Genomic DNA, 20,892 nt, shown 5'->3' on the forward strand with positions numbered 1-20,892 from the left:
AAAAGCCCCTTCCTTATTTGGATTCGTTCAGATACTGTGCAACATATTCTTTTACACTTTTAGATATGGGATTGGTTGAATGCTTCTCTACATAGTCTAAAATATTTTTCTGGTCAGATATTTGCGAGAATCCTTCTGCTGTTTCTAATTCTTTCCCTGTTTGTTCTACCTTTTGTCCAACTGCAACAGGAATTACATCTCCAAGTGTTTTCGCACGGTTTAGATATTGAAGTTGTTCTGGTGAAACAGCCAATGTATATAATCGTGTTACCTTTGGCTTTTGTTTTCCTTCTTGTTCCTCTTTTGATTCTTTCTTTTCTAGTACAAATGCATCTTCTGTATTGCTATCCTTTGCAGCCGTAACACGTACACGTTGGAAAAGACCACCGAATACTACCTTCTCATTTTCCCCGTCCTTCACAACCTGCTTAAAATATAAGTCCACATAAGTGTTAGGAATGATACTATTACCTGAACTTGTTTCCAAATCAACGAGTAACGGGAATGCAACTTCTCCATCTTTCAAATTTAAAATGGCAGAGTCAGGTAACTCCTCTTTCTTTACTACTTTATTTTTAAAAAGATAGCTATTTTCGGTGATGGGCTGCCCATCATTTGTCCACTTACCTATAACCTCTTTTTTACTTACACGTAATGCATTTGGAGGAATCCCATCACCAGGTAATGTTCGTTCCACTAGCATTTCTTCTTTAATCTCTGTATGCGCAGGTATATCCTTTGCAGCTACAACAACTTTTGTTGGTTTTACTGCATTTTCTACTGCAAAATGATTGTATCCATAGATACCCGCTACTGTTATAGCAGCTAAACCTACCGCTGTAATCTGCTTCATTTGAAACTTAGACGGCTTCAATGTTTATATTCCTCCTTATGTAGCCTTTAAACGCAAAAAAGGACACACCTATGGCGTAAAACGCCTTAGGTGTGTCCTTTTAGCTAATCTAAAGTCTATATGAAAATGTTGGATTTATTTTCTTTAATATTACAATCTCAATATTATGATATATATAGTTTCATGTCAATCATTTCTAAAAAATATCTGTTTTTTCTATTTAAAAACACGTAATCGATAATTAACTTCGCTCCAAAAACCCTGTTATAACAAGGTTTTTAACCTATTAAGCATCCCAAAAATATGTTGTAATTAATCTAACACAACTGAATATTCCAAGGTGTTCGTTTGCTATCCTTTCTCTTTCATTTTATGGAGAAAAGAAGAGATCGCATGGAAATACTGTTCACAATAGTTGATACAAGAGACAAAATTATTATTAAAACGAAATCAATTTTGTTCCTGTTTCAAAATACTTTGCAGGAGCATAACTTTTCCCATTCCGATCCTGAAATTCACTTCCAATATATAACGATGCAATCATTACGATAATTCCAATGAAAATTACACGTTTCATACGTTGTTTTTTCTTTTTATCCATTCAATATTCCCCTTTCTACAAAAAAAGACACATCCCATTACGGGATGTGCCTTTGGTTTATCCATTCAGCTACTAGTTTAAGAAGGATATCTTATTGTGTCGATTCATCTAATTATACTATATTTTATTCTCATTTCCTATTTCTCATGTAATACCAATCTGTTAATTTATAAAGTACGTCTTCCTTACCAACCCAATTCCAACCAACTCCACTTCCTCCAGGGAATGGATCGTCAGGAAATACTCTTCTTTTTATGAAATCATCATACGCAACACCTTTAATCTCTACTTGCTCAATTAAACATAGACTCATTTCATTGATACCTGCTGGAGCTGTTTCTATATTAAAGGTATATACACCATCTTTTGTCTTCATTGGGGTATACCATTTTTGCCCACCATCAATGATTTTCTCTTGTCCATCCCAGTATAAAGACTTCGTTGGTCTTTTACTATCGAAGACATGGCCCGTTTTCTCTGATAGATACATATTTTTTGGAGAAAAACTTGATATGGAACCTGTATTTTTCTTAGATTCTAAATTTTGTTTAGATTTTAATCCCTCATCAGCAAACGGATATTGTGCCGTTGCTTTTGCAAATACACCAAGATAATTTTCATTCCACTGATTTTTATATGTTCCGTTTACTTCATACGAAAACCCATAGCCAGAATGAAGCTTAGATGGTGCCAAATTATCTATACTTCCACTTAATGTTTCATAGAACATTTCTCCCACCGTATCCTCTTTTGACACACGTTCACCTACTGTCTCTACTACACCTTTCACACTCGTTACACCACACATTGCTTTTTCTTTTGAAGGCTCATAGATAGCGATTTTAATAGGATTATTTTTATACGTAGTTTCCTCTATGTCTATGCGATTACCATCAGGGTTAATTTCTGCCTGAATTGTTCCTTTCCCTTTATGTTGCCAGTCAAGGTTCAAGGTTTTCCTTTCTCCCTCAGTTAATCTTACCTTTTGTGATGATACTTGTTGTCCGTTATGTTTTAACACAACTACTGTTTCAGGATTCTTATATTTTTCTTCTAATACATCTAACTTTTTAATTTTATTCTTCTCTTTTTCTAGTTTCTGTCTTGCATTATCTAGCTTACTTGCTGCACTATCTAATTTATTTTCTTCCCAAGAGCAGTCTCTATCATAATAGTGATCCTTTCCCTCGGCATCTACTTCATGAATTGGATTGCGACGACAATAACTTAAACTGGACTGCGCACTATCTCTATCAGATTCAGCGCTGTTTATTTCTTGTTGAGACTTATTAATATTGTTGTTTACCTTTGCTCTATATTGATTACGCTCTAGTTTAAATGTATCACGTGATACATCTACTCTTGTTTTGATATTCTTTCCTTCTCTTGCTGTTTCTCCTTCAATTCGATCAGCAGAAAAATCAATTTTATACTTAAAATCATCTTCATCTCCTGGATCTGGGTTAGGTGTTACTTCAGTACCACAGTTACCATCTATGGTGAAATCAACAGTTTTCTCGTTTGATTCCCTCTGAACAGCATCAAGGACTTTAATTTTCGCAGTATATCGGCCACACATTTGTGGCTGCCACTTTAGTTCTTCTGACTTAAATTGCCCTGCATCTCCTTCATTTGGTTTTTGGTTATCTTTTTGTGGAGTTGAACGTAAGTAATTTTCTTGATGATGAACAGTTTCGCCATCTTTTATAATATCAAGAATCCACTTGACTCGATTACGTTCACCTGCAGCTCTTTGATAAGGATTTACTGTTGTTCCATTGGGATCTCGATCGTTATATCCTTTATTTTTACTTACATATTCAAAACCGTTGAATATAAATTTAACAGGTACATCTTTTTTGCTACTAGAGGCTTTAATGTCTTTTATTTCAGGCTTACTTGTACGTACAAACCACAAATTATATTTATTAGCGTTTCCTCCGGATCCAGCATACCCTCCGGATAAATAGGCAATATCACGAATCCAGTAAAAATCGCCATATACTTTACTTCCTTGATACTGCGAAAGTCTATACTTCAGTATTTCTGCTAAAACAAATTCAGGATTCCCCCAATACTTACTAGCTATTATGTCATCATTAATTCTTTGTACTTCGGTTACCATACGATCTCCTGCAGGAACTGAATTGTTTAGGTATCCTTCATTAGCAATACGAACAAAAGGTTCTGAGAGTTCTTCATTTTGTACTTTGTTTTCATTTGAATTATCCCAACTAAAAGAACCATTATATACAGCTGGATAATGTAAGTCACTTAAATATAGTGATTCCTTTGCGGCATACCCACTTCCTGGACGATAAAACCTTCCTGGCATTTGCAGTTCTTTTGCTTTCATAAATTTTTCTTCATCCCCATCAAAGAAGGGTACATCACTATTCTTTGCATGTGCCAATGTAGGTAATAACAACAATGCAGACGTACAACTAATTAAAAATTTCCTTTTTAATTTCATATCTTATCCCCCTAAAAAACAAAAAAGGACACACCTGTACCTTTAGTAGGTACGTAAGGTGTGTCCTTTACGTAATTATCGTAAAATTATTTTATTATTATATTACGTGTATAATGATATCAAATTTCTCTGATAATAACAACTTTATTTCTTTTCCACTTCAACATACATCATATGTTCCGCAGTTGAGTGTGCAATACGGATTTTAAAATTATCTTTCTCAAATACTTTTGTTTTTTGTGTATCAATTGCTTCCTGTAACTCATTATCTAAGTTCAAACCACTTAATAATTTCGTCCACTCTTTAGTTAAAGATACTGTAGCTTTGTTATTATCTAAAAATATAATTTTATAATTTCCTTCATTATCTGATTGCACAACAAATTGCGCTCCAATAGTACCTGCAGGAAGATACATATTTTTATCGAGTAAAGATACATCGTTACTAATTTCACTATACTTTAAATTTGTACCGAATCTTCCATTAACCTCTTTTATTATTCTTTGTGCTTCATTCGAAACTTGTTGCTTTACAACTGGCATTTTTTCAACTGCTTCAGGGTAATATTCAATATTCTCTGTGACTAGATTAGAATCCATACCTGCAGGCAATTGAACTTCAGGTTTCGGGTCTGGCTTCACTTCTGGTTTTTCCTCTGGTTTTGTTTCAGGCTTTGGATCTGGTTTCACTTCTGGTTTTGTTTCAGGCTTTGGATCTGGCTTCACTTCTGGTTTTGTTTCTTTTTCAACTGCATTAATAGAGTTATATAAGAATTGGCTATACGCTTCACGTGTTACAAACATTTTTGGAGAATACATATTATCTCCTGTACCAATTGTAACCCCATTTTCCTCTAATGCACTAATTGCACCGTAAGACCAAGAATTTTTATCAACATCTGCAAATTTTGTTGTTTTCGTTGCCTTAAATTTAAAAGCATTTGTAAGCACTTGTGCCATTTGTTCACGAGTTAAAATATCATCTGGACCATACTTCCCATCACCAAATCCATTTACAAGTCCTGCTTTAGCAAGTGCTAAGATTTCTTTTTCAAACAAATGTCCTTTAATATCAGTAAAAGGATTTTTGAAGCTAGCATCTGCATCTGCTGGTTTTACGTACATATAAATCATACGAGCAACTTGCCCACGAGTTACATTATCACCAAAGCCAAAGATATTATTTCCGTACCCTTGCACTACTTTACGATTTGTTAAATCATAAATTGCTTTTGTAGACCAGTGATTTGCTGGAACATCATTGAATTTTAATGAGTCTGTGTTATCAGCCTTAGCAGTAAATGCTCCTGCTCCTAGTAATGATGTACCCATAATTGTTAGTGCTGTTGCTGTTTTTAAAAATTTGTTAGCCATTGTTTGTTCCTCCAAATATATTAGTTTTTCATAGATTCTTTTATTGTACCTAATTTAAACATAAAATCCAGATAATTTAACATATAAATTAATTAATTAACATTTTTTATAACTTCTGTTCTATATAGGTATATTTTCCTGACAAAAAAACTATACTTTTCAGCATAGTCTTTTATAGTACAAATCTTAGAATTTTCATTACTTAAAATATACTTGTCCCAATCCCTCTTTACTCGCCCATATCGGAGCTTTTATGCCATCTACACCAATCAGCTTAAATATGAAGAAATGGTGTTCTGCTTTCACCTTAAAAGAAAGGGATTGATTATGATCGATGCGTCCCTTTGTATACTCATACTTCCATCCATCCATCTTTTCTTCTTTCATTCTTTTCTCTATCCCAGGGACTAAATCCACCCTTTTTCCATTGTAATCATATTGAAATCCACCCTTATTTTCTGCGTTTTCTACCATATCAGCAGCAAAGTTATGTGCTTTCACTAACTGTATTCCATACAAAACGCCTTCGGGTAAAAGGCTAATTAATAATAAAGAAAAGGTAAGGAATAGAGCCGTAGTTACTGTATTTTGCATTTTTAATGCACCTACTCTTTTTCTTTATTTTACGTTTCCACCTAATTGTTTTTCTTTTCCATTCGCATCATAAATAATAATACTTCTCGCTTTACTCTTTATCGTTTCTTTTTTTTCATCAAATTGCTTAAAATAACTAGCAGCTTCTGCATCACCTTCGACAGCAATCATTGCTGGTTTTTCCTGTACATCATGTACAGTGAAGTTACGTTTTGAAGCGGGATCTTTAAAATCCGCATTACCGTTATACGCCTTTTCAAACTCTTGTTTCGCTTTTCCTGGATCAATAGCTATTTCTTCTTCTGCACGCAGAGTACCTACTTTTACAGACTTAGCCACAGCTATCTCGCCTCCCCTTTCTAAAGACGATTTATTATCAGTATGTGTTGTATCTCCAATCACCATATCAGTTACAAAGAATAGACAACCTACAAATAACAGCAACATACTTGCTGCAACAATAAACTTTTGCATTCCTCTTCATCCCCCTTAACTTTCAGACTTTCGAAATCGAAATCCACTTAAAATGGAACTTTTTTTTGGATTCAACAATTGATTTGGTAGCAATAACTCTGCTATTCCCTTCATTATTCCTTCTATCTCTTTATAATAGTTGCGACTTGATAGTAACGTACTACTATTCAATTGTGACTCAAACACATCTTCTATTTCATATGGTGGTAAAGCAGTTAATACCTTATCTCCAAAGCATTCTTCTACTATTTCATGCTTTAAAAGTGCAGGAGAAAACTTATTCCCAATGATCCTCACTTTCTCTAAAGCTAAGTAAGAAACGAGCTTTCTCTCTTTTTGTGTAAGAGGATGCGCTATTTTTAGCAATTGATGCAGATCTGGTTCCACTACAAAGAATATGTAATCCGCCATTTCACATATCTCACTGTATAAATCTTTATCCCAATCGCTCCCTGCATCAATAATAGATATAGATGCTTCTTGGTTGGCCAATAAAACCTTAATAAAATGGTCAAAGTCCTGCTCTGTTTCGTTTTTCAGCTCTTGGTCAACTATAGGATTCTTTACGATATAATTTATTCTTCCTTGCTTCCATTTTGGAATTGATAATATATCAGATTCCTTCTGTAGCATCTCTTTATATCTCTGCAACATAAATTCACTACGATAGTTTTCTGGTGCTTCTGTATATCCCTTTAATAACGGATACGTATAACCATCATCATATAAATTCTCTATATAATTCACATCAATCTGTAGTTCATTTAAGTAAGCGGCTAAAAGATGTGAAACAAAAGTGGCACCACTTCTCCTATTCACGTTGGCCACAACAATTGTTCTTCTTGGAATAGCAATACCAATTTGTTTCTCATATACTGGCTCAAAAGCCAATTTATACTGTTTTTTTATAATTGGCGCTTTTGGCGTTTCTTCCTGAATAGACTTACGCTTTTGTTTGTTTTTAAATAATTTTAAAGTAGAGTGTGATTCACTGTTGTTACCTTCCTCTAATTCACTTGATACTTTCTCTTCTTCATCATCAAAAGGAACTTCAGGCAATTTCGTATGTTGCGGTGCTTGACTTGCTCCTACAATTTCCACCACATTTTTAATATCCGATTCCTGTAGCAGCTGCGGGATGACTTTATTATCAATATCAATTTTACGAGAGTTAAAAATGTCATAGATACCTAGATAAATCAGCTTCGCTAAAAATTCATCATTATTTTCACGCTCTGTAAATACTACAATGCGAATATCCCGCTGAAAGCGAATGTCTCTTAACTTCTGTAAAATAATTAATTCTCGCTTATCTTCGTGTCCCGCATCAATATTTAATCGTTTGTCATTAATACATAGAATATCAGGTTGCTCCGTATCTAGAATTTCATCTAAATACTTTATGTGCATAACATCACTATCAGCTACTTCAAATCCTGCACCAACAAAATCCTCACGTAAATATGCCGTATACACAGTATCACTAATAGCTAATACAATCTTTTTCATTATAAAAAACTCCTCTTTGATAGAAAATCACTTTAAAGTAATAGCATGTTTTCAAAAGGCACTTTTGTTGCGTTTTGTATTTTTGTTAATAGTTCGGTGAGAAGCGATTCTATTTCAAATCCATCCAAATTACATGGCATATTATCAATAAGGTTATATTTGACTCTAACCTCTAAACGATCCTCTATTTCTTCTAACGGCATCGCACTAAATAAACTCTGTTCATATATAAATCCATCCTGAAGATTTTTTTGTATTTCTGTCTTGTCTTTGTAAACAATGGTTACTTGTGCTAATTCAATAAAAGGATTATCTAAAGTTAATTTTGTATTCCAGTTTAGACTCCAGATTTCACAGCGGCCATCCGCATGCACAACATTAGCAGCTACAGATGGAGTAATCGTAAATAAACGATCTACTGGAACATTTGTAAAAGTAGTTGTTTTTCCTTCAACTACTTTCAGTCCTCTTTCCTCACGTTCATGCTCAAGCGAAATTTCCGCACCAAACAATGCAATTTCACAAAATACTTGTTCCATTATGGGTTTAATGCCTTCATACGTTCGAACAGCAAATACACTAAATTCTTGTGTTTCATCCGTTCGAACTAATTCATAAATGCTAAATTCCGCTGCATTTACAATTGCAAAAGGAATATCTTGTACAAAATTAGGATTTATAAATAGAGAATCCGGAATCACTGTCTCTGGATGTTTGAAAAACTCTAAACCAAGCTGATATCCTTTTAGAAATGCATTCTTAGCAGCAGCTGGGAATAATGTTTCAAATCTTTTGAGATTGCTTTTAAATTGCTTCTCTTCGACCTCGTTATTAAATTCTCTATCTTGTAAAATGTTTACACGATCAGCAAGCAGTAAAAAATAGTAGTTAATAAGAGAATTAATTCTCTCCTCAAAAACTTGATTATCTTTACAATATTTATCAAATCTTCTTTTACTTTCACTAATAATTTCATTCATTCTTTAATACTCTCCTTATCATTTTCTAGTTATTAAATAAAAAAAGACACACCAATGGCAGGTATATGCCCTCGGTGTGTCCGTTTAGCAAGAATTAAATATCTCTCGATTTGTATATTAATTTTAAACAATAAAACTTATGTATAAGATTATCTATATAATATCTAAATGTCAATACTACTTCGCAATTATTAAATAAACTCACAAAAATAATGCTTCTAATTGATTAACCTTTTCTTTTTTGCATATGTCATTTAATAACCTAATTCAGGTAATACTATTAGTATATCTAAGTATAGGATTTTCATAACAAAATTTCGATTTTTTTATTTACAACTAAATTTCAAAAGTAAAAAACATTCATTTAATATATTCCTTACCTTAGAGAACTTTAAATATAAAACAATCTTTATATTACTCATAGCATAACTAACAGCAAAGGACTAAAGCATATTAATGTTATGTAAACAATAAAGCGACACAAACTCGTTCGGTTGATATTAACATATCAACTGACATTGACATGAAATTTCATATTGAGAGATGAATACAAGTTAAACTAACCATCCAGTTCATACCTAAGCCAATTTATTAATTACATATTTCGCAAACAAAAATTATAAAATTGCTTTTAAGTTCCTATTTTAGTTATTAGACAAAAAGCACGCTAATAATGAATATACATCCATAACATATTTTTCTTGTAACAATTAAAATGACTTTTAGTTAATATATACTTATATTGGAATGATACACAAAATCATTTCTTCTACTCAAATACTATAAAAACTACAATCTATAATTATAGATTGTAAAGATATTAGCTGCACTTTTTTTATCATAGAAAAGAACTCATACTTATAGTATGCCCAAATAAATAAGTCGTATACCTAAGTATTACAACTGCTATTTATAACCAAAACTCCCAATATGCTACACCGTTCTTTTTATAAACCTCCTTGATCAAGAAGGTTTCAAAGAAAGTCTATCTCCATTTAATTTTTAACACAATTTGAAGTACACAACCCAAAATTGTTAATGTCATATAAACAATTAACCAACACTAATACCCTCGAATGAAATCAACATATCAATTGACATTGATATGAAAGGAAATAAAAATGTACAGATGTTAATTTCATATTGATATTTTATGTGTTATATCAATCCGATGATACTCAGATATAAATTAACGTAAAACCAATTAGTAGATCTACATTTATTATCATTAGTTACTGGAATGTAATAACTAACAAACCAGCGCATGCTATATTTTATTACTAATTACTTTTATTAACTTTCTAATGGGTATTTAAGTCATAAACACCCATTAGAATAACTAGTATCTCTAAATGTAAATGGCAGTTTTCTATTTCTGATCAACATGACATTAACAATTAGGATGATTTATCCTTTGTTTGGGTGTTTTTTTGTTAATGTCGTATTAATCTCATAGCAATACCTCATTTTATGTCAATGTTATCTTTATGGATATTCGAAGTATGCTTATCTAATTTTCGTTAACATATCAATCTCATTGTCTTGTTTATGATCTTATTAATATATGTAAACATACACCAGAAATCGGATATCTACAAAATACATCACTTGGATTATTCTAGTATTCTAAGTCGAACCTTAGTATCTTAAAAACTTCCTCAAAATTATCTATAAAATCCTTCGTTTATGGTTCACATTTCATGTTAAAAGGTAATCTTTTTAGATCAGCATGTATACAAAGGGTTGATCTATATCTATTATAGTTAACAAAACATTAACAATAGGTGTTCGTATGTTATTAGTAGGTGGTTGTAGTATTGATTTCATGTCAATGTCATGTTTCATGTTAATGTCAACTCACAGGCTCAATCTGTTCTTTAATACTGATAAAGATCATTTTGTTGATACTGACTACATAAATTTCTATCATGACATGCAATATACAACTTAAATTGTACATTCTATACTAAATTAATATACATAAATAGATCCTAACTTGTATGTAGCAAGTAAATAGGGAGTAGGACGAACCTCTTCGAAGCATTATGATTGTACTCCTATATCCTTAAATACCGTTTTGTTTATTGAACAATACTAACTCTACATTAATATTATTTACTTTTTGCTAGCTTTTATACGTGATAATTAGATTTTGAGCGTTACTTTGTGTATTTTCCGTTATATAACCGGATTATATCCTTATAACTTATTTACAAAATAGCTTTATTTCCTTATCATTAATATTAAGTAGCCTAATTTGTTAATCTCATAGCAACTATCAGTAGCGCTACTACAATAATATATATATTCCCATTAACAAAACATTACCAATTATATATTTCAAATTGGTAATAAAGTTACTGATTCACCGAATTCTACGCTAAACGTCAATGTTTTGTTAACAAGTATATGTTTACATGTTAATTCTATATTTCATGTAATTCACTGGATTGGTAGGGATTTTTACAAATATTATCGAAATACTAGCTAACATGTTAATCTCAGCTCACATGTTAATTATAATTAGTTATTTATGAGTTGATTTTTGAGGAGGTAGTTACAATGATTGAGCAAAAAAATGAAAAACAAGACCATCAAATTAACGATGATGATATATTAGATGATAATGTTTTCGAAAAAGCATGGCGAATAACAGAATTCTCAAAACTAGTAGGACGTCATCATAATACAGTTTATAATTGGTTCAATATCCTAGAAGAAAAGGGACTTCATGAAACTTTAAGAACTCAAAATACAAATGAAAAACTCTATAATGCTTTAGATCTTGAAATTGCTCTATTTATAAAGCAGAAAAGGGATGAGAAATGGTCTCTAGATGCAATTATTGACCTTTTACCACACCAATTTGATTTAAGACCAGTTTCACCAGAACATCAAACAAATGAGGTATCCACTGAATTAAACCTTCAAGCTACTGCTGAAATTATTGAAAAAATGGTAACTAAACAGTTAGAAGAAAAAATAAAACATATTGAATCTCATTATGAAGAGAGGGTAGAAAGTATATTAAAGCAGTTACCACAACCAGAAGATGTAGAAACGCTAAAATTACGCCAACGCCAAGATAGGCTTGATAATTTTATTATTGAGCATAGGGCACGTCAGGAATTAAGAAAACAAGCAGAGAGCTTATGGAATAACAAACCTGAGGAAGAGCGCACTAGAAAAGCAGGCTGGTTTAAAAAAGAGGAAGACTTGAGTAAAAAACAACTCTTCATAGAGCAGTACATACAAGATAATATTATTGAGTATATAAAATCTCTTATGGATTCAGTGGAATAATAAAAAAGTCTGGAACTTAGTCCAGACTTTTTTATTATTTTGTAGTACCAAACATCTTATCTGGATCTAGAAAATCTGCTAGATCTTCATCTTCATTTGCTCCAGCATTATTATTTTCTTCGTCACTACCCATATCAATAAAATCTCCAAATACAAAACCTAAATCCTCATCCTCATCTATACTTTCAATCGTACTAATTTGAGACTTTTTATACTGAATTTGGCTTTGTCTTTCTTTAAATTCATTAAATTCTTCAACTAAACCTTTAGATAATCTCGATGGTAATGCATCGGTTTTATAGAAGGTATATACAGTTCCTAAGAAATCATTCTTACTTACCAAATATCCATTAAAAACTGTACCATTTATAGGTAAATTATTTGAAACTTCTACCTTAGCGTCATCCATAAAGGAATCATTAATATTCTTTTGCTCATCTAGGATAGCAAGCATACCAAAATGATGTACTTTTGATGCTTCAACAGAACCATCATCGTTCTTCTTCATCAAATCAATCGGGGGATGGAAAGAGCTTCCTCTTAATGATTCTTGGAACATTTCTATAATTGCATGGCTATTTTCTATTTGATTCATATTACGTGAAACCTTATTAATTACTAAACAGCCCGTTTTCTCAAGTAAAATACGTTTAAAATCTTGAGAATCCAGTATTACAGATGTACCAGATCCATTAGCAGCGGTATTTAACTCATGAATAATTTCACTAATACGTTGATTTGCATAATCTCGTGAATTAGCGATACCTTTTTTCTCATTTTCATTCAATTCCTTAAATTCATCGTAAAAATGCTGGTTATCAGCAAACACAACAAATGCTACACCTTTTGATTTATCATTTGCTAATTTCCAAATTTCCTGTGAAAATTTATTTACTTGTCGTAATACATCAGGCCCATCTGCTCGGACGGGAAGAGTTACAACAATCCCCATTTTAATAAAGTCTTTGCGCTCAATAGCATTTTCAAAGGCTATTCTCGCAAACTTCGCTTGATTCGCCTTGATTTCAGACATTGGATATAGCTGCGCAACTTTTTGTAATTCTTGTCTGATTACTGGCTTGTTATGAAAAGCCGAAAATTCTTCAATAGCCTTAATGATTGTAGAAGTTCCAGTTCCTCCACCTAAACCTGCAAAAAATAAAACAAGTTCATCCGAAGGTCTTACTCGTTCAGTAATAAATTCTTTTAGCTTTTCTTTTGCTTCCTCATTTGAATCAAGGACTTTTACTGCACGCTCAGGATTCTTACCTAAACCACCTAATTTCAGTGAAACTTGATTACTTTTGGGTACATTTTTTAATTCAGCTAGATCTCCATCATTACTGTTTAGTGCTAAGCAATTATATACTGCTGTACCATCTGTATGTGTATATTCCGCAAATTTATCTACCATTCTAGTACCAGCTTGACCAAAACCGACCATCGTCATTTTAACTGCCACTTCATTCTTCAAGAAGTTTTTTGCCATTATTTTATCTCTCCTTATTTATCTTTTTTCTTTTCCCTAACTCAATCAGTACTTGTTGCCCTCTATAAGTTGAGATCAAAAATTTATATGGGTGCATGGTTTTTTCATAGATTAAAGACATTGATGATAGTGTACTCACACTTATTTCAGCTGAACGTCTAGATATATTCGTACGTTCAACCTCTAAAGAATAGGATTTTCCCTTTTTTTTCTTTACTCTCCTATCAATAACTACATTTTCCACTATTTCATTAATAGATATGCCCCTCATGTACTTCGTCTCTTGAAATTGTTTATTTACTATGTTTCCTATGTATAGAAATACACTATAGAGTATCTCATCTTGTTCAAGTATATCAGCAAACATGTTTACTACTTCATCTGCAAACTTGATTGTTTGATATTTTTCACTTAAAACTTCGTTCAAGTCGTCCCCCCCTTAAAACACTGGTTAATTATTCCTAGAAACATAGTACATCATTACACGTCGTATATCAAGTCATTATAAATAAAACTTATATACAGGACTTGTATATAAGACTTATAAAATTAAAAATAGAATTAATATATATTTTATAAGGGTTTATGTATACGCCTTATATATAATGCGTATACATGTTATATCAATCTTAAATTTCATGTGATTGACATTTCAAAAAAGATTATTAAAAAAACCAAATCAAAATTCTAAAAAACAGATAAAAAACCACCAATTTTTTTAGCATAAAAATTCCAGAAAAACTTATACACCTTATATATAAGCTTTACATATAAAATGTATAAAATAATGCTTTTATATCGTAGTTAAATCAAAAAAACAAATTATCTAGTTTACATACAAGTTTTATATAAGACCCTTATATAAAACTTGTATGTAAACTGTATTTATAAAGCTTATATAATTCAACTAAACTTTTTTTAATATTCCAACAATAAATATTGTTCGAGTATATTTATATTACTAGGGAGATTTCAAGACATTCTTATAGCAATTCACACTAAGTTTTTCTTTGTTACCTAGCTGTTTTAACGGGATTTATCACTTATAAGACCGCTCATTGTTAATGTTATGTTAATGTACTGTTCTTCACTTAGTACTTGTTAGTTCACATTATTATATATGTTATAAGAAAAATCATCCTCTTTTCCTCATTTGAATTCAATTCCTTGTCAATTTCATTCATTCCTCAAAAGCCAGTAGAAGAGGTTGTTAATTTCATATGAACAGCATCAATACCCTTGATATTCAACATATTAAAAAGGGAGTACTAGGATAAATCAACTTTGACATTCTAAAAGTAGTAGGCTAACAACCACATCTCTATTATAAAAAAGATACATTTGTTCAAACTAGATTATTAAAAGTGAAATCTCATCTTATTAACATCAAAGTGATACTTACATTATAATAAATTTTTTTGTAATGCAGGAGGAATGATGATAGCAATTACAACCTCACATAAAATTAACAACTGTTCAATTTTATTATTTCAGTTAAGATAACTCCTTGTTTAACGAAGAAAAAGTGAAGGTAATTCAATTGACTAAAACCAATATGTTAAGTATCTATAGACATATTGTTAACTTATTTATGATTTGGTATAAACAATTAATATTATTTGTCTAAGTGAATTTATGATTCTATACAAGAAAAAAACATAAAAGAAAAAGTTGGAATTTTACATTGAGCAAATAGTAGAAGTTGAAAAGAGCGTTTCATCACTAATAAAAAGTTGAATTTCGAATTAAGGATAGAAAAAATTATTCTTTATTATCAATAAACCTTTTTATAAATCTTGAATAATTTTAATCAATTAAAATAGTAGTTTGGCTATCTAATAAATGTTAGGACGTCATAACATTATTTTATAAATAGAATTTCATTATAACTATTGTTAGGTATCTAGTAGTAGCTCGTCCTAACAAAACAAACGATTTAATAGAGCCTTATAAATCAATAATTTATAAGAGATTTATAAGAGTAGTTTTCATCTCAACTTCAACGTACAAAATGAAGTACCTCTAAAAATTAAAATGTCTTATTAATTTTTTCAGGTTTTACAACCACCACATCAATGTAATAGTATATTAAAAATAATAAGTATTTAATTTAGTTTAATTCAATATAAGAGGTGTATGCATTGTCCGAGAAAGTGTATAAATATAGAAGATCAGGTACCCAAAAACATTTTCACTTAAAAGAAGCTGACATATTTGTCTTTACAGTTTTATATTACAAAAGAGCACTTACAACAAGGCAAATCACGCAGTTATATAGTGCATTTGAGGGAAGAGAATGTTCTGAAGCTAGCATATTTACAAAGCTTGACCGGTACTCACAATATGGAGCTATGTTAACTAAAAGAATAGATAAAAGGGCTGACAGTATTACGAAACGCGCTTTATTCTCCTTAAAAGAAAAGACAATTGAATTCTTATTGGAAATAGGAAGAATTCCCAAAAAAAGTTCAAAAAGACGGTACTCAAGAACAACTTCTCTTCACACTATGTGTTCACGTGAAGTCATGATCCGTACTCTTTTAGCGACTACAAAGAAGACACAAACCAATGAAGTATTATATGAATTGGATATTCGTTCTTTTTACCAGAAAAAAAATATAAAAATTGAGGACAACCAATTGGCCTTGATTCCTGATGAACATATTTCATACCAAGATAAAAATATCCATATTGAGATGGACATGTGCAAAGAGACAAATTCTATCTTAGTTGAAAAAGTAGAGAAGTACATAGAATATGCAAAAAAAACAAATGAGGATGTAACGGTTGTCTTTGTTATGTACGACAAATCAATGTTCCTTGCTGAAGATGCAGAACCGCCATACATACGTATGAAAAATCTATTATTTTCTATGCGGAAGCATCATGAATTATTAATGAATATACCAAATCTAAATGTACACATTTGCTCATTGAAAGATGCTGGGGATGTTATTTCAGATATCATTCTAGGAACAAATGATAATCAAAACTTGGAACAAGATATTCTTTTTCCTTTATCTCAACGTACAGTAGGAGATGTCAATTGGCGTTACACTTTTGTCGAAAAAATTCAAACGTTTAAAGAATCAATAGATGGTGGCCTTCGACGCACATACAAGAGAGATAAAGCTTCTATTCAAGATTTCTTTTTTATTTTTGGAAATGAAAATGATTACCGAATGATTGCAAGATTAGATGATGTCGTGTTTTCAAGAAGGGATGGAGATGAAGGCGTTCCGCTTGTAGTTATCTATCCTAAACGTGAAAATCCTAGAGATATTCTACTGATGGACACTTATGATAATGTACTACTTCTATCCATTCAAAATACAAATATAGCAACCGATGAACAGATCATGGTACATGCTGCAAATAACGTTAATCCGAAAAGACGTAAACTTGTAGAATTATATTAATCGTTTATTTTTTATATGTTTTTATATGTTTTTATATGTTTTTATATAACTTTATTGATTTTTATTATTTAAGGTGATAGAATAACGTTTGAACTAAACACTCAAAACTACAATCAAATCAGAACATATGAAATTAAGGCAAGCGACACACGCTGTTTTTACAGTGGGTGTCGCTTGCCTTTTTTTGTATGGAGAAAGGTGGAAGTGGAAAATGACAATGAACTTACAATTTGCAACAACTACTGGGGGAGTGCTCTCAGCAAGAGAAGCATTTAAAACTCCAGAACTAGTCCTTAAACATATTACAGAAGGGGGAGCTAAATTTTGCGTTTCCCTACAAGATATCAAAATTCCAGGGAAACCTAATTATTATTGGTACGATGTAATAATTGAAACTGCGGCGAATAACAAACTAGAGATAAATATTGCAGTACTTTCTCAAGAAGAATATAACCAATTGTGTGAAGGAGATAGTATTGACTTATATTTAAAACAAACTGAAGATGCAGCGAAGTTCTTTCTAAAAAAATCAAAGGAACAATTCAAGCCAGAACTTCATAATCGTTTTACATTACACCATAAAGCTCAACTATGTCTTTAAAAAGTAGGTGAACCCTTATGGAGACATCTAAGCAAAGATTACCATTATACACTACAATCGCCTTAATTAGCGGATTTATCCTTTCATTTGGATTTGGTGTAGTAAACTATATCCAGTTACTCTACTATGCATTTGAACCACCGTCTTATCCTATAGAAATTACATATGTACCACTATTTTTAATGTTCTTCTCTTTGCTATTAGGAGAATTTAGTTTTAGGTTCTACAGCCGTATCCCAGCTTTACAATTTCAAAATGGCAAGTTATTAATTTTAATTGCTTCTCATATTGCAGTAGATATTCAGTTTTTATGGTTTGCAACTACTCCTATCCATGCGAAAGTTATTCCTTATCTTATGAATAAAGCAAAACATGTTAATTTTGGTGAATATCAAGCAATAGGGGATGTATTAACAGGAAATTTCCATACACTCACCATGATATTTGTATTCTTACCGACCGTATTTATGATTTTGTTTACTCTTTGGTATAGTGGCCATATTATCCGTTACAGAGAAGAAATCTTAAAGTGGGTACAAAAATACGAATATAAAAATCATAAGTTGCAAAAGTGGTTTAATAGCCAAGAGGAACAAATATATCCTGATGTTGAGATAGGTCCTCATATTAAGCACAAAGAAATGATTCGAATTAAGGGGAAAGATAGAACCCTAAATGGAATTATTATTGGTCCTATTGGTTCTGGTAAGACATCTAGTTTAATTATTCCAATGATTAATCAAGATTTACACTGGATGGTACGTTTTATAAATAAGTTTGAAAATACGTATAAAAAGAATAATTATGATACAGAAGAAGTAAAAGGAACATTTTTAAATGGGATAACTGTTATTGAACCGAGTAATGATTTATGTCAAAAGGTATTTAAATTAGTACAAGCACACAAGATTCCTGAAAGTTCAATTTATTATATTGATCCCACAAACCCTGATACCAAAAACATTAATATTTTACGTGGACCAGTTGATAAAGTAGCCGAGGTTTTTGCAATGGTTATCCAGGGTTTGTCGGAATCTAATAATGCATTCTTTGAACAAGCACAACGGAACCACCTTAAGCAACATATTTATTTATTAAAACTACATAACCCACAAAAAGATGTGACCTTTGATGACTTAATAGATATGTACGACGATGTAGAACGTGTACACCGTATGCACAAACTATTAAAAGTACAGGTAGAAAAACTATATGATTTTGTTCAAAGTGGTGTTGCTTCACGTGACCAAAAAAACGAATATAAGATTATAAAAGGTATCGATGAATGGTTCGATAATACCATTCGTGAAAAAACAGGTTTCCATGGGGAACCTGCCGTTTATAAATCTGGAAAATATCGTGGAAAACCAATGCATTATGACCGGGAAGAAGAATATGTAAAAGGTTTGCGTAACATCTTAAAAGATTTAGCCTCAAATGTTTTAATACGACGTGTTTTATTTGGAAAATCAGATTTTGATTTTGATGTTCACTTAGAGCAAGGTGGTATTTTACTAGTAAATACAGCCAAAGGAGAACTTGCAGATCTTTCTAATGTACTAGGAAAATTCGTATTACTAAGTATGCAAAATGCTGTATTCCGAAGAGAACCAAATATTTCACCATACCATCATATTATTGTGGATGAATTCCCTGATTATGTTGTGCGCCCGTTCAAAGAGTTCCCTGCACAATCTCGTAAATATAAAGTCATTCTGACAATTGCAAGTCAAACACTATCTCAATTAGCTTTAGATTTCACAGAGCAGTATATGTTTACTTTATTAGGTTCGTTCCGTAACAAGATGATATTTGGTGATGTAACACCATATGATGCGAAAATTTTCTCTGACATGTTTGGTGAAACAGAGGAATTTAAAGAATCCGAATCTGAACAAGGGATCTCTCCTATGCAAGAGAACCCCGTTAGTCGCTTAGGTTCGACATATCAAAAATTAAAAGAAGTCGTTATGTCACCAGGAGATATCATGGCACAAGGTGCCTTCATTTGTGCTGCACGTATTGTACAAGACAATCATGTACAACCTGTACAACAAATTACTAGTAACTTTGTACCCAAAGAGGAATTTGCTCAAGCAATCATTCAAGTAGAGCTTAAGTCTGGACAATATTGGGAAACTGAACGTCTACGACTCATTGAAGAATCTATCGCAAAATCAAATCCTATGAAACATGTAGATGCAAATAATATAAAACAGATAGAATCATTTCCACCTATGCATGGTGATAAAATAGGACAAAATCAGTCCATAGAAACAAACAATAATAGTACATCGATATTATTAAAGGGCTCTCAAATCAATACTACTCCTTCATCTAATACAGATTTAGATAATACAACTTCACGAGGAGAGAGCATTCCAAACGAAGACATAGAAGCCAAGCAAGAGGAAACAAGCTTCTTTAAAGATATCCTATACGATGATGTAGTATCCTTTGTTAAGGAATCAGGGACTGCTTCTATAAATGCACTACAGAACGCATTTAAAATCGATTATACACGTGCTTCAAGATTACAAGATGCCTTACAACGGAATGACGAGCTGCCGAATATAACAAAGGAGACACATATGGAACTTGTAAGTCCTAAAAAAAATATGGAGCTAGCAGAACGGAAGAAAGAGGTATCTAATACTATGTTGGAACCAAAAAGGGATATAGATTACCCAATTCATTTAGGAATTCCTGTAGAAACTCATCCATTGCAAAAAAAGCTTCTAACAGAGGGACTTATAACCACAGTATTAGAGGAAACAAAAACAGATATGAAAACTAATTTGAAACCAGCTACAAAAACAGTTAATCCCACTAAAGAAAATAAACTTGATGAAGAGGTTGCAAAAGTTTACGAATCTATTAGCATTACTGTTCATCAAAACTTAGAAAAGAATATGGTAGAGAACACTAGAAATAATGAAGAGCAGCATGAAGATAAACATATCGACTATAAAGAACGCAAAAAAAACTTAAAAGCCAAACAAAAGAATACGTATAACAATACAAATTCACTACTTAATAAAAACCAGCAACAAAAGAAAAATACATCTAATGTAATGAGTAAGGAATTAGATGATTTTTTTGATTAATACCTATAGAAACCTAAAATAACTTTTTATTCAAGATTATATTTTTAGGGAAAATCTAACTTAAATTAGGAAGAAAGGTTAGATATAGTATTTTAACTTTTCCCTTTTCAAAAAA

Annotated in this window: 14 protein-coding genes; 4 read left to right on the forward strand and 10 right to left on the reverse strand. The window is 31.7% G+C overall.

Features of this window, described 5'->3' with window-relative positions:
- Positions 1-13: 13 nt before the first annotated feature.
- The 8 genes from cpaB to NZ044_RS27380 all read right to left on the reverse strand — a co-directional run bounded on the left by cpaB (position 14) and on the right by NZ044_RS27380 (position 8,858).
- Positions 14-874 (reverse strand): Flp pilus assembly protein CpaB, encoded by an 861-nt coding sequence (cpaB, locus tag NZ044_RS27345; RefSeq protein WP_098505513.1) that lies wholly within the window; start codon positions 872-874, stop codon positions 14-16.
- Positions 875-1,292: 418 nt separating this feature from the next.
- On the reverse strand, positions 1,293-1,454 hold the full coding sequence (locus NZ044_RS27350) for a hypothetical protein (protein WP_000358416.1): 162 nt from the start codon (positions 1,452-1,454) through the stop codon (positions 1,293-1,295).
- Positions 1,455-1,584: 130 nt separating this feature from the next.
- Positions 1,585-3,927 carry a hypothetical protein gene (locus NZ044_RS27355; RefSeq protein WP_340950071.1) on the reverse strand — a complete coding sequence of 781 codons (2,343 nt, stop codon included), beginning with the start codon at positions 3,925-3,927 and terminating at the stop codon, positions 1,585-1,587.
- A gap of 144 nt (positions 3,928-4,071) precedes the next feature.
- A complete protein-coding gene (locus NZ044_RS27360) occupies positions 4,072-5,301 on the reverse strand; it encodes an S-layer homology domain-containing protein (protein ID WP_098281250.1) in 1,230 nt (409 codons plus the stop codon).
- A 198-nt stretch (positions 5,302-5,499) separates the two neighbouring features.
- Positions 5,500-5,895 (reverse strand): DUF4320 family protein, encoded by a 396-nt coding sequence (locus NZ044_RS27365; protein WP_001181729.1) that lies wholly within the window; start codon positions 5,893-5,895, stop codon positions 5,500-5,502.
- Positions 5,896-5,919: 24 nt separating this feature from the next.
- Positions 5,920-6,369: a hypothetical protein gene (locus NZ044_RS27370; RefSeq protein ID WP_097919464.1), complete on the reverse strand. Its 450-nt coding sequence runs from the start codon at positions 6,367-6,369 to the stop codon at positions 5,920-5,922.
- Positions 6,370-6,384: 15 nt separating this feature from the next.
- The gene (locus NZ044_RS27375; RefSeq protein ID WP_277514351.1) at positions 6,385-7,878 is read right to left on the reverse strand and encodes a hypothetical protein; all 1,494 of its coding nucleotides are present in this window, start codon (positions 7,876-7,878) and stop codon (positions 6,385-6,387) included.
- Between the two features lie 32 nt (positions 7,879-7,910).
- On the reverse strand, positions 7,911-8,858 hold the full coding sequence (locus NZ044_RS27380) for a hypothetical protein (RefSeq protein ID WP_001002553.1): 948 nt from the start codon (positions 8,856-8,858) through the stop codon (positions 7,911-7,913).
- Between the two features lie 2,562 nt (positions 8,859-11,420).
- Between NZ044_RS27380 and NZ044_RS27385 the strand changes: the two genes are divergently transcribed.
- Complete coding sequence (locus tag NZ044_RS27385) at positions 11,421-12,161, forward strand: MerR family transcriptional regulator (protein ID WP_000572539.1); 741 nt, start codon at positions 11,421-11,423, stop codon at positions 12,159-12,161.
- 34 nt (positions 12,162-12,195) lie between these two features.
- On the opposite strand, the gene NZ044_RS27390 is transcribed toward NZ044_RS27385, so the two are convergent.
- Positions 12,196-13,650 (reverse strand): cell division protein FtsZ, encoded by a 1,455-nt coding sequence (locus NZ044_RS27390; protein ID WP_098505510.1) that lies wholly within the window; start codon positions 13,648-13,650, stop codon positions 12,196-12,198.
- 4 nt (positions 13,651-13,654) lie between these two features.
- Positions 13,655-14,077 carry a hypothetical protein gene (locus NZ044_RS27395; RefSeq protein WP_001006726.1) on the reverse strand — a complete coding sequence of 141 codons (423 nt, stop codon included), beginning with the start codon at positions 14,075-14,077 and terminating at the stop codon, positions 13,655-13,657.
- Between the two features lie 1,714 nt (positions 14,078-15,791).
- On the opposite strand from NZ044_RS27395, the gene NZ044_RS27400 reads away from it, so the two are divergent.
- From NZ044_RS27400 to NZ044_RS27410, 3 genes are all read left to right on the forward strand, one after another.
- Positions 15,792-17,069 (forward strand): replication-relaxation family protein, encoded by a 1,278-nt coding sequence (locus tag NZ044_RS27400; protein WP_001291941.1) that lies wholly within the window; start codon positions 15,792-15,794, stop codon positions 17,067-17,069.
- A 127-nt stretch (positions 17,070-17,196) separates the two neighbouring features.
- On the forward strand, positions 17,197-17,670 hold the full coding sequence (locus NZ044_RS27405) for a hypothetical protein (RefSeq protein ID WP_002006391.1): 474 nt from the start codon (positions 17,197-17,199) through the stop codon (positions 17,668-17,670).
- Between the two features lie 17 nt (positions 17,671-17,687).
- Positions 17,688-20,777, forward strand: a complete 3,090-nt coding sequence (locus NZ044_RS27410; protein WP_074790536.1) for a TraM recognition domain-containing protein — start codon at positions 17,688-17,690, stop codon at positions 20,775-20,777.
- Positions 20,778-20,892 lie beyond the last annotated feature (115 nt).

The organism is Bacillus sp. FSL K6-1338, assembly GCF_038006965.1.
Classification (GTDB): Bacteria; Bacillota; Bacilli; order Bacillales; family Bacillaceae_G; genus Bacillus_A; species Bacillus_A thuringiensis_S.

What these genes read in the sequence shown, in the direction of transcription:
- NZ044_RS27350 (WP_000358416.1), bottom strand. Translation starts at nt 1,454, where the DNA reads ATGGATAAAAAGAAAAAACAACGTATGAAACGTGTAATTTTCATTGGA.
- NZ044_RS27355 (WP_340950071.1), bottom strand. Translation starts at nt 3,927, where the DNA reads ATGAAATTAAAAAGGAAATTTTTAATTAGTTGTACGTCTGCATTGTTG.
- NZ044_RS27360 (WP_098281250.1), bottom strand. Translation starts at nt 5,301, where the DNA reads ATGGCTAACAAATTTTTAAAAACAGCAACAGCACTAACAATTATGGGT.
- NZ044_RS27365 (WP_001181729.1), bottom strand. Translation starts at nt 5,895, where the DNA reads ATGCAAAATACAGTAACTACGGCTCTATTCCTTACCTTTTCTTTATTA.
- NZ044_RS27370 (WP_097919464.1), bottom strand. Translation starts at nt 6,369, where the DNA reads ATGCAAAAGTTTATTGTTGCAGCAAGTATGTTGCTGTTATTTGTAGGT.
- NZ044_RS27375 (WP_277514351.1), bottom strand. Translation starts at nt 7,878, where the DNA reads ATGAAAAAGATTGTATTAGCTATTAGTGATACTGTGTATACGGCATAT.
- NZ044_RS27380 (WP_001002553.1), bottom strand. Translation starts at nt 8,858, where the DNA reads ATGAATGAAATTATTAGTGAAAGTAAAAGAAGATTTGATAAATATTGT.
- NZ044_RS27385 (WP_000572539.1), top strand. Translation starts at nt 11,421, where the DNA reads ATGATTGAGCAAAAAAATGAAAAACAAGACCATCAAATTAACGATGAT.
- NZ044_RS27390 (WP_098505510.1), bottom strand. Translation starts at nt 13,650, where the DNA reads ATGGCAAAAAACTTCTTGAAGAATGAAGTGGCAGTTAAAATGACGATG.
- NZ044_RS27405 (WP_002006391.1), top strand. Translation starts at nt 17,197, where the DNA reads ATGAAATTAAGGCAAGCGACACACGCTGTTTTTACAGTGGGTGTCGCT.
- NZ044_RS27410 (WP_074790536.1), top strand. Translation starts at nt 17,688, where the DNA reads ATGGAGACATCTAAGCAAAGATTACCATTATACACTACAATCGCCTTA.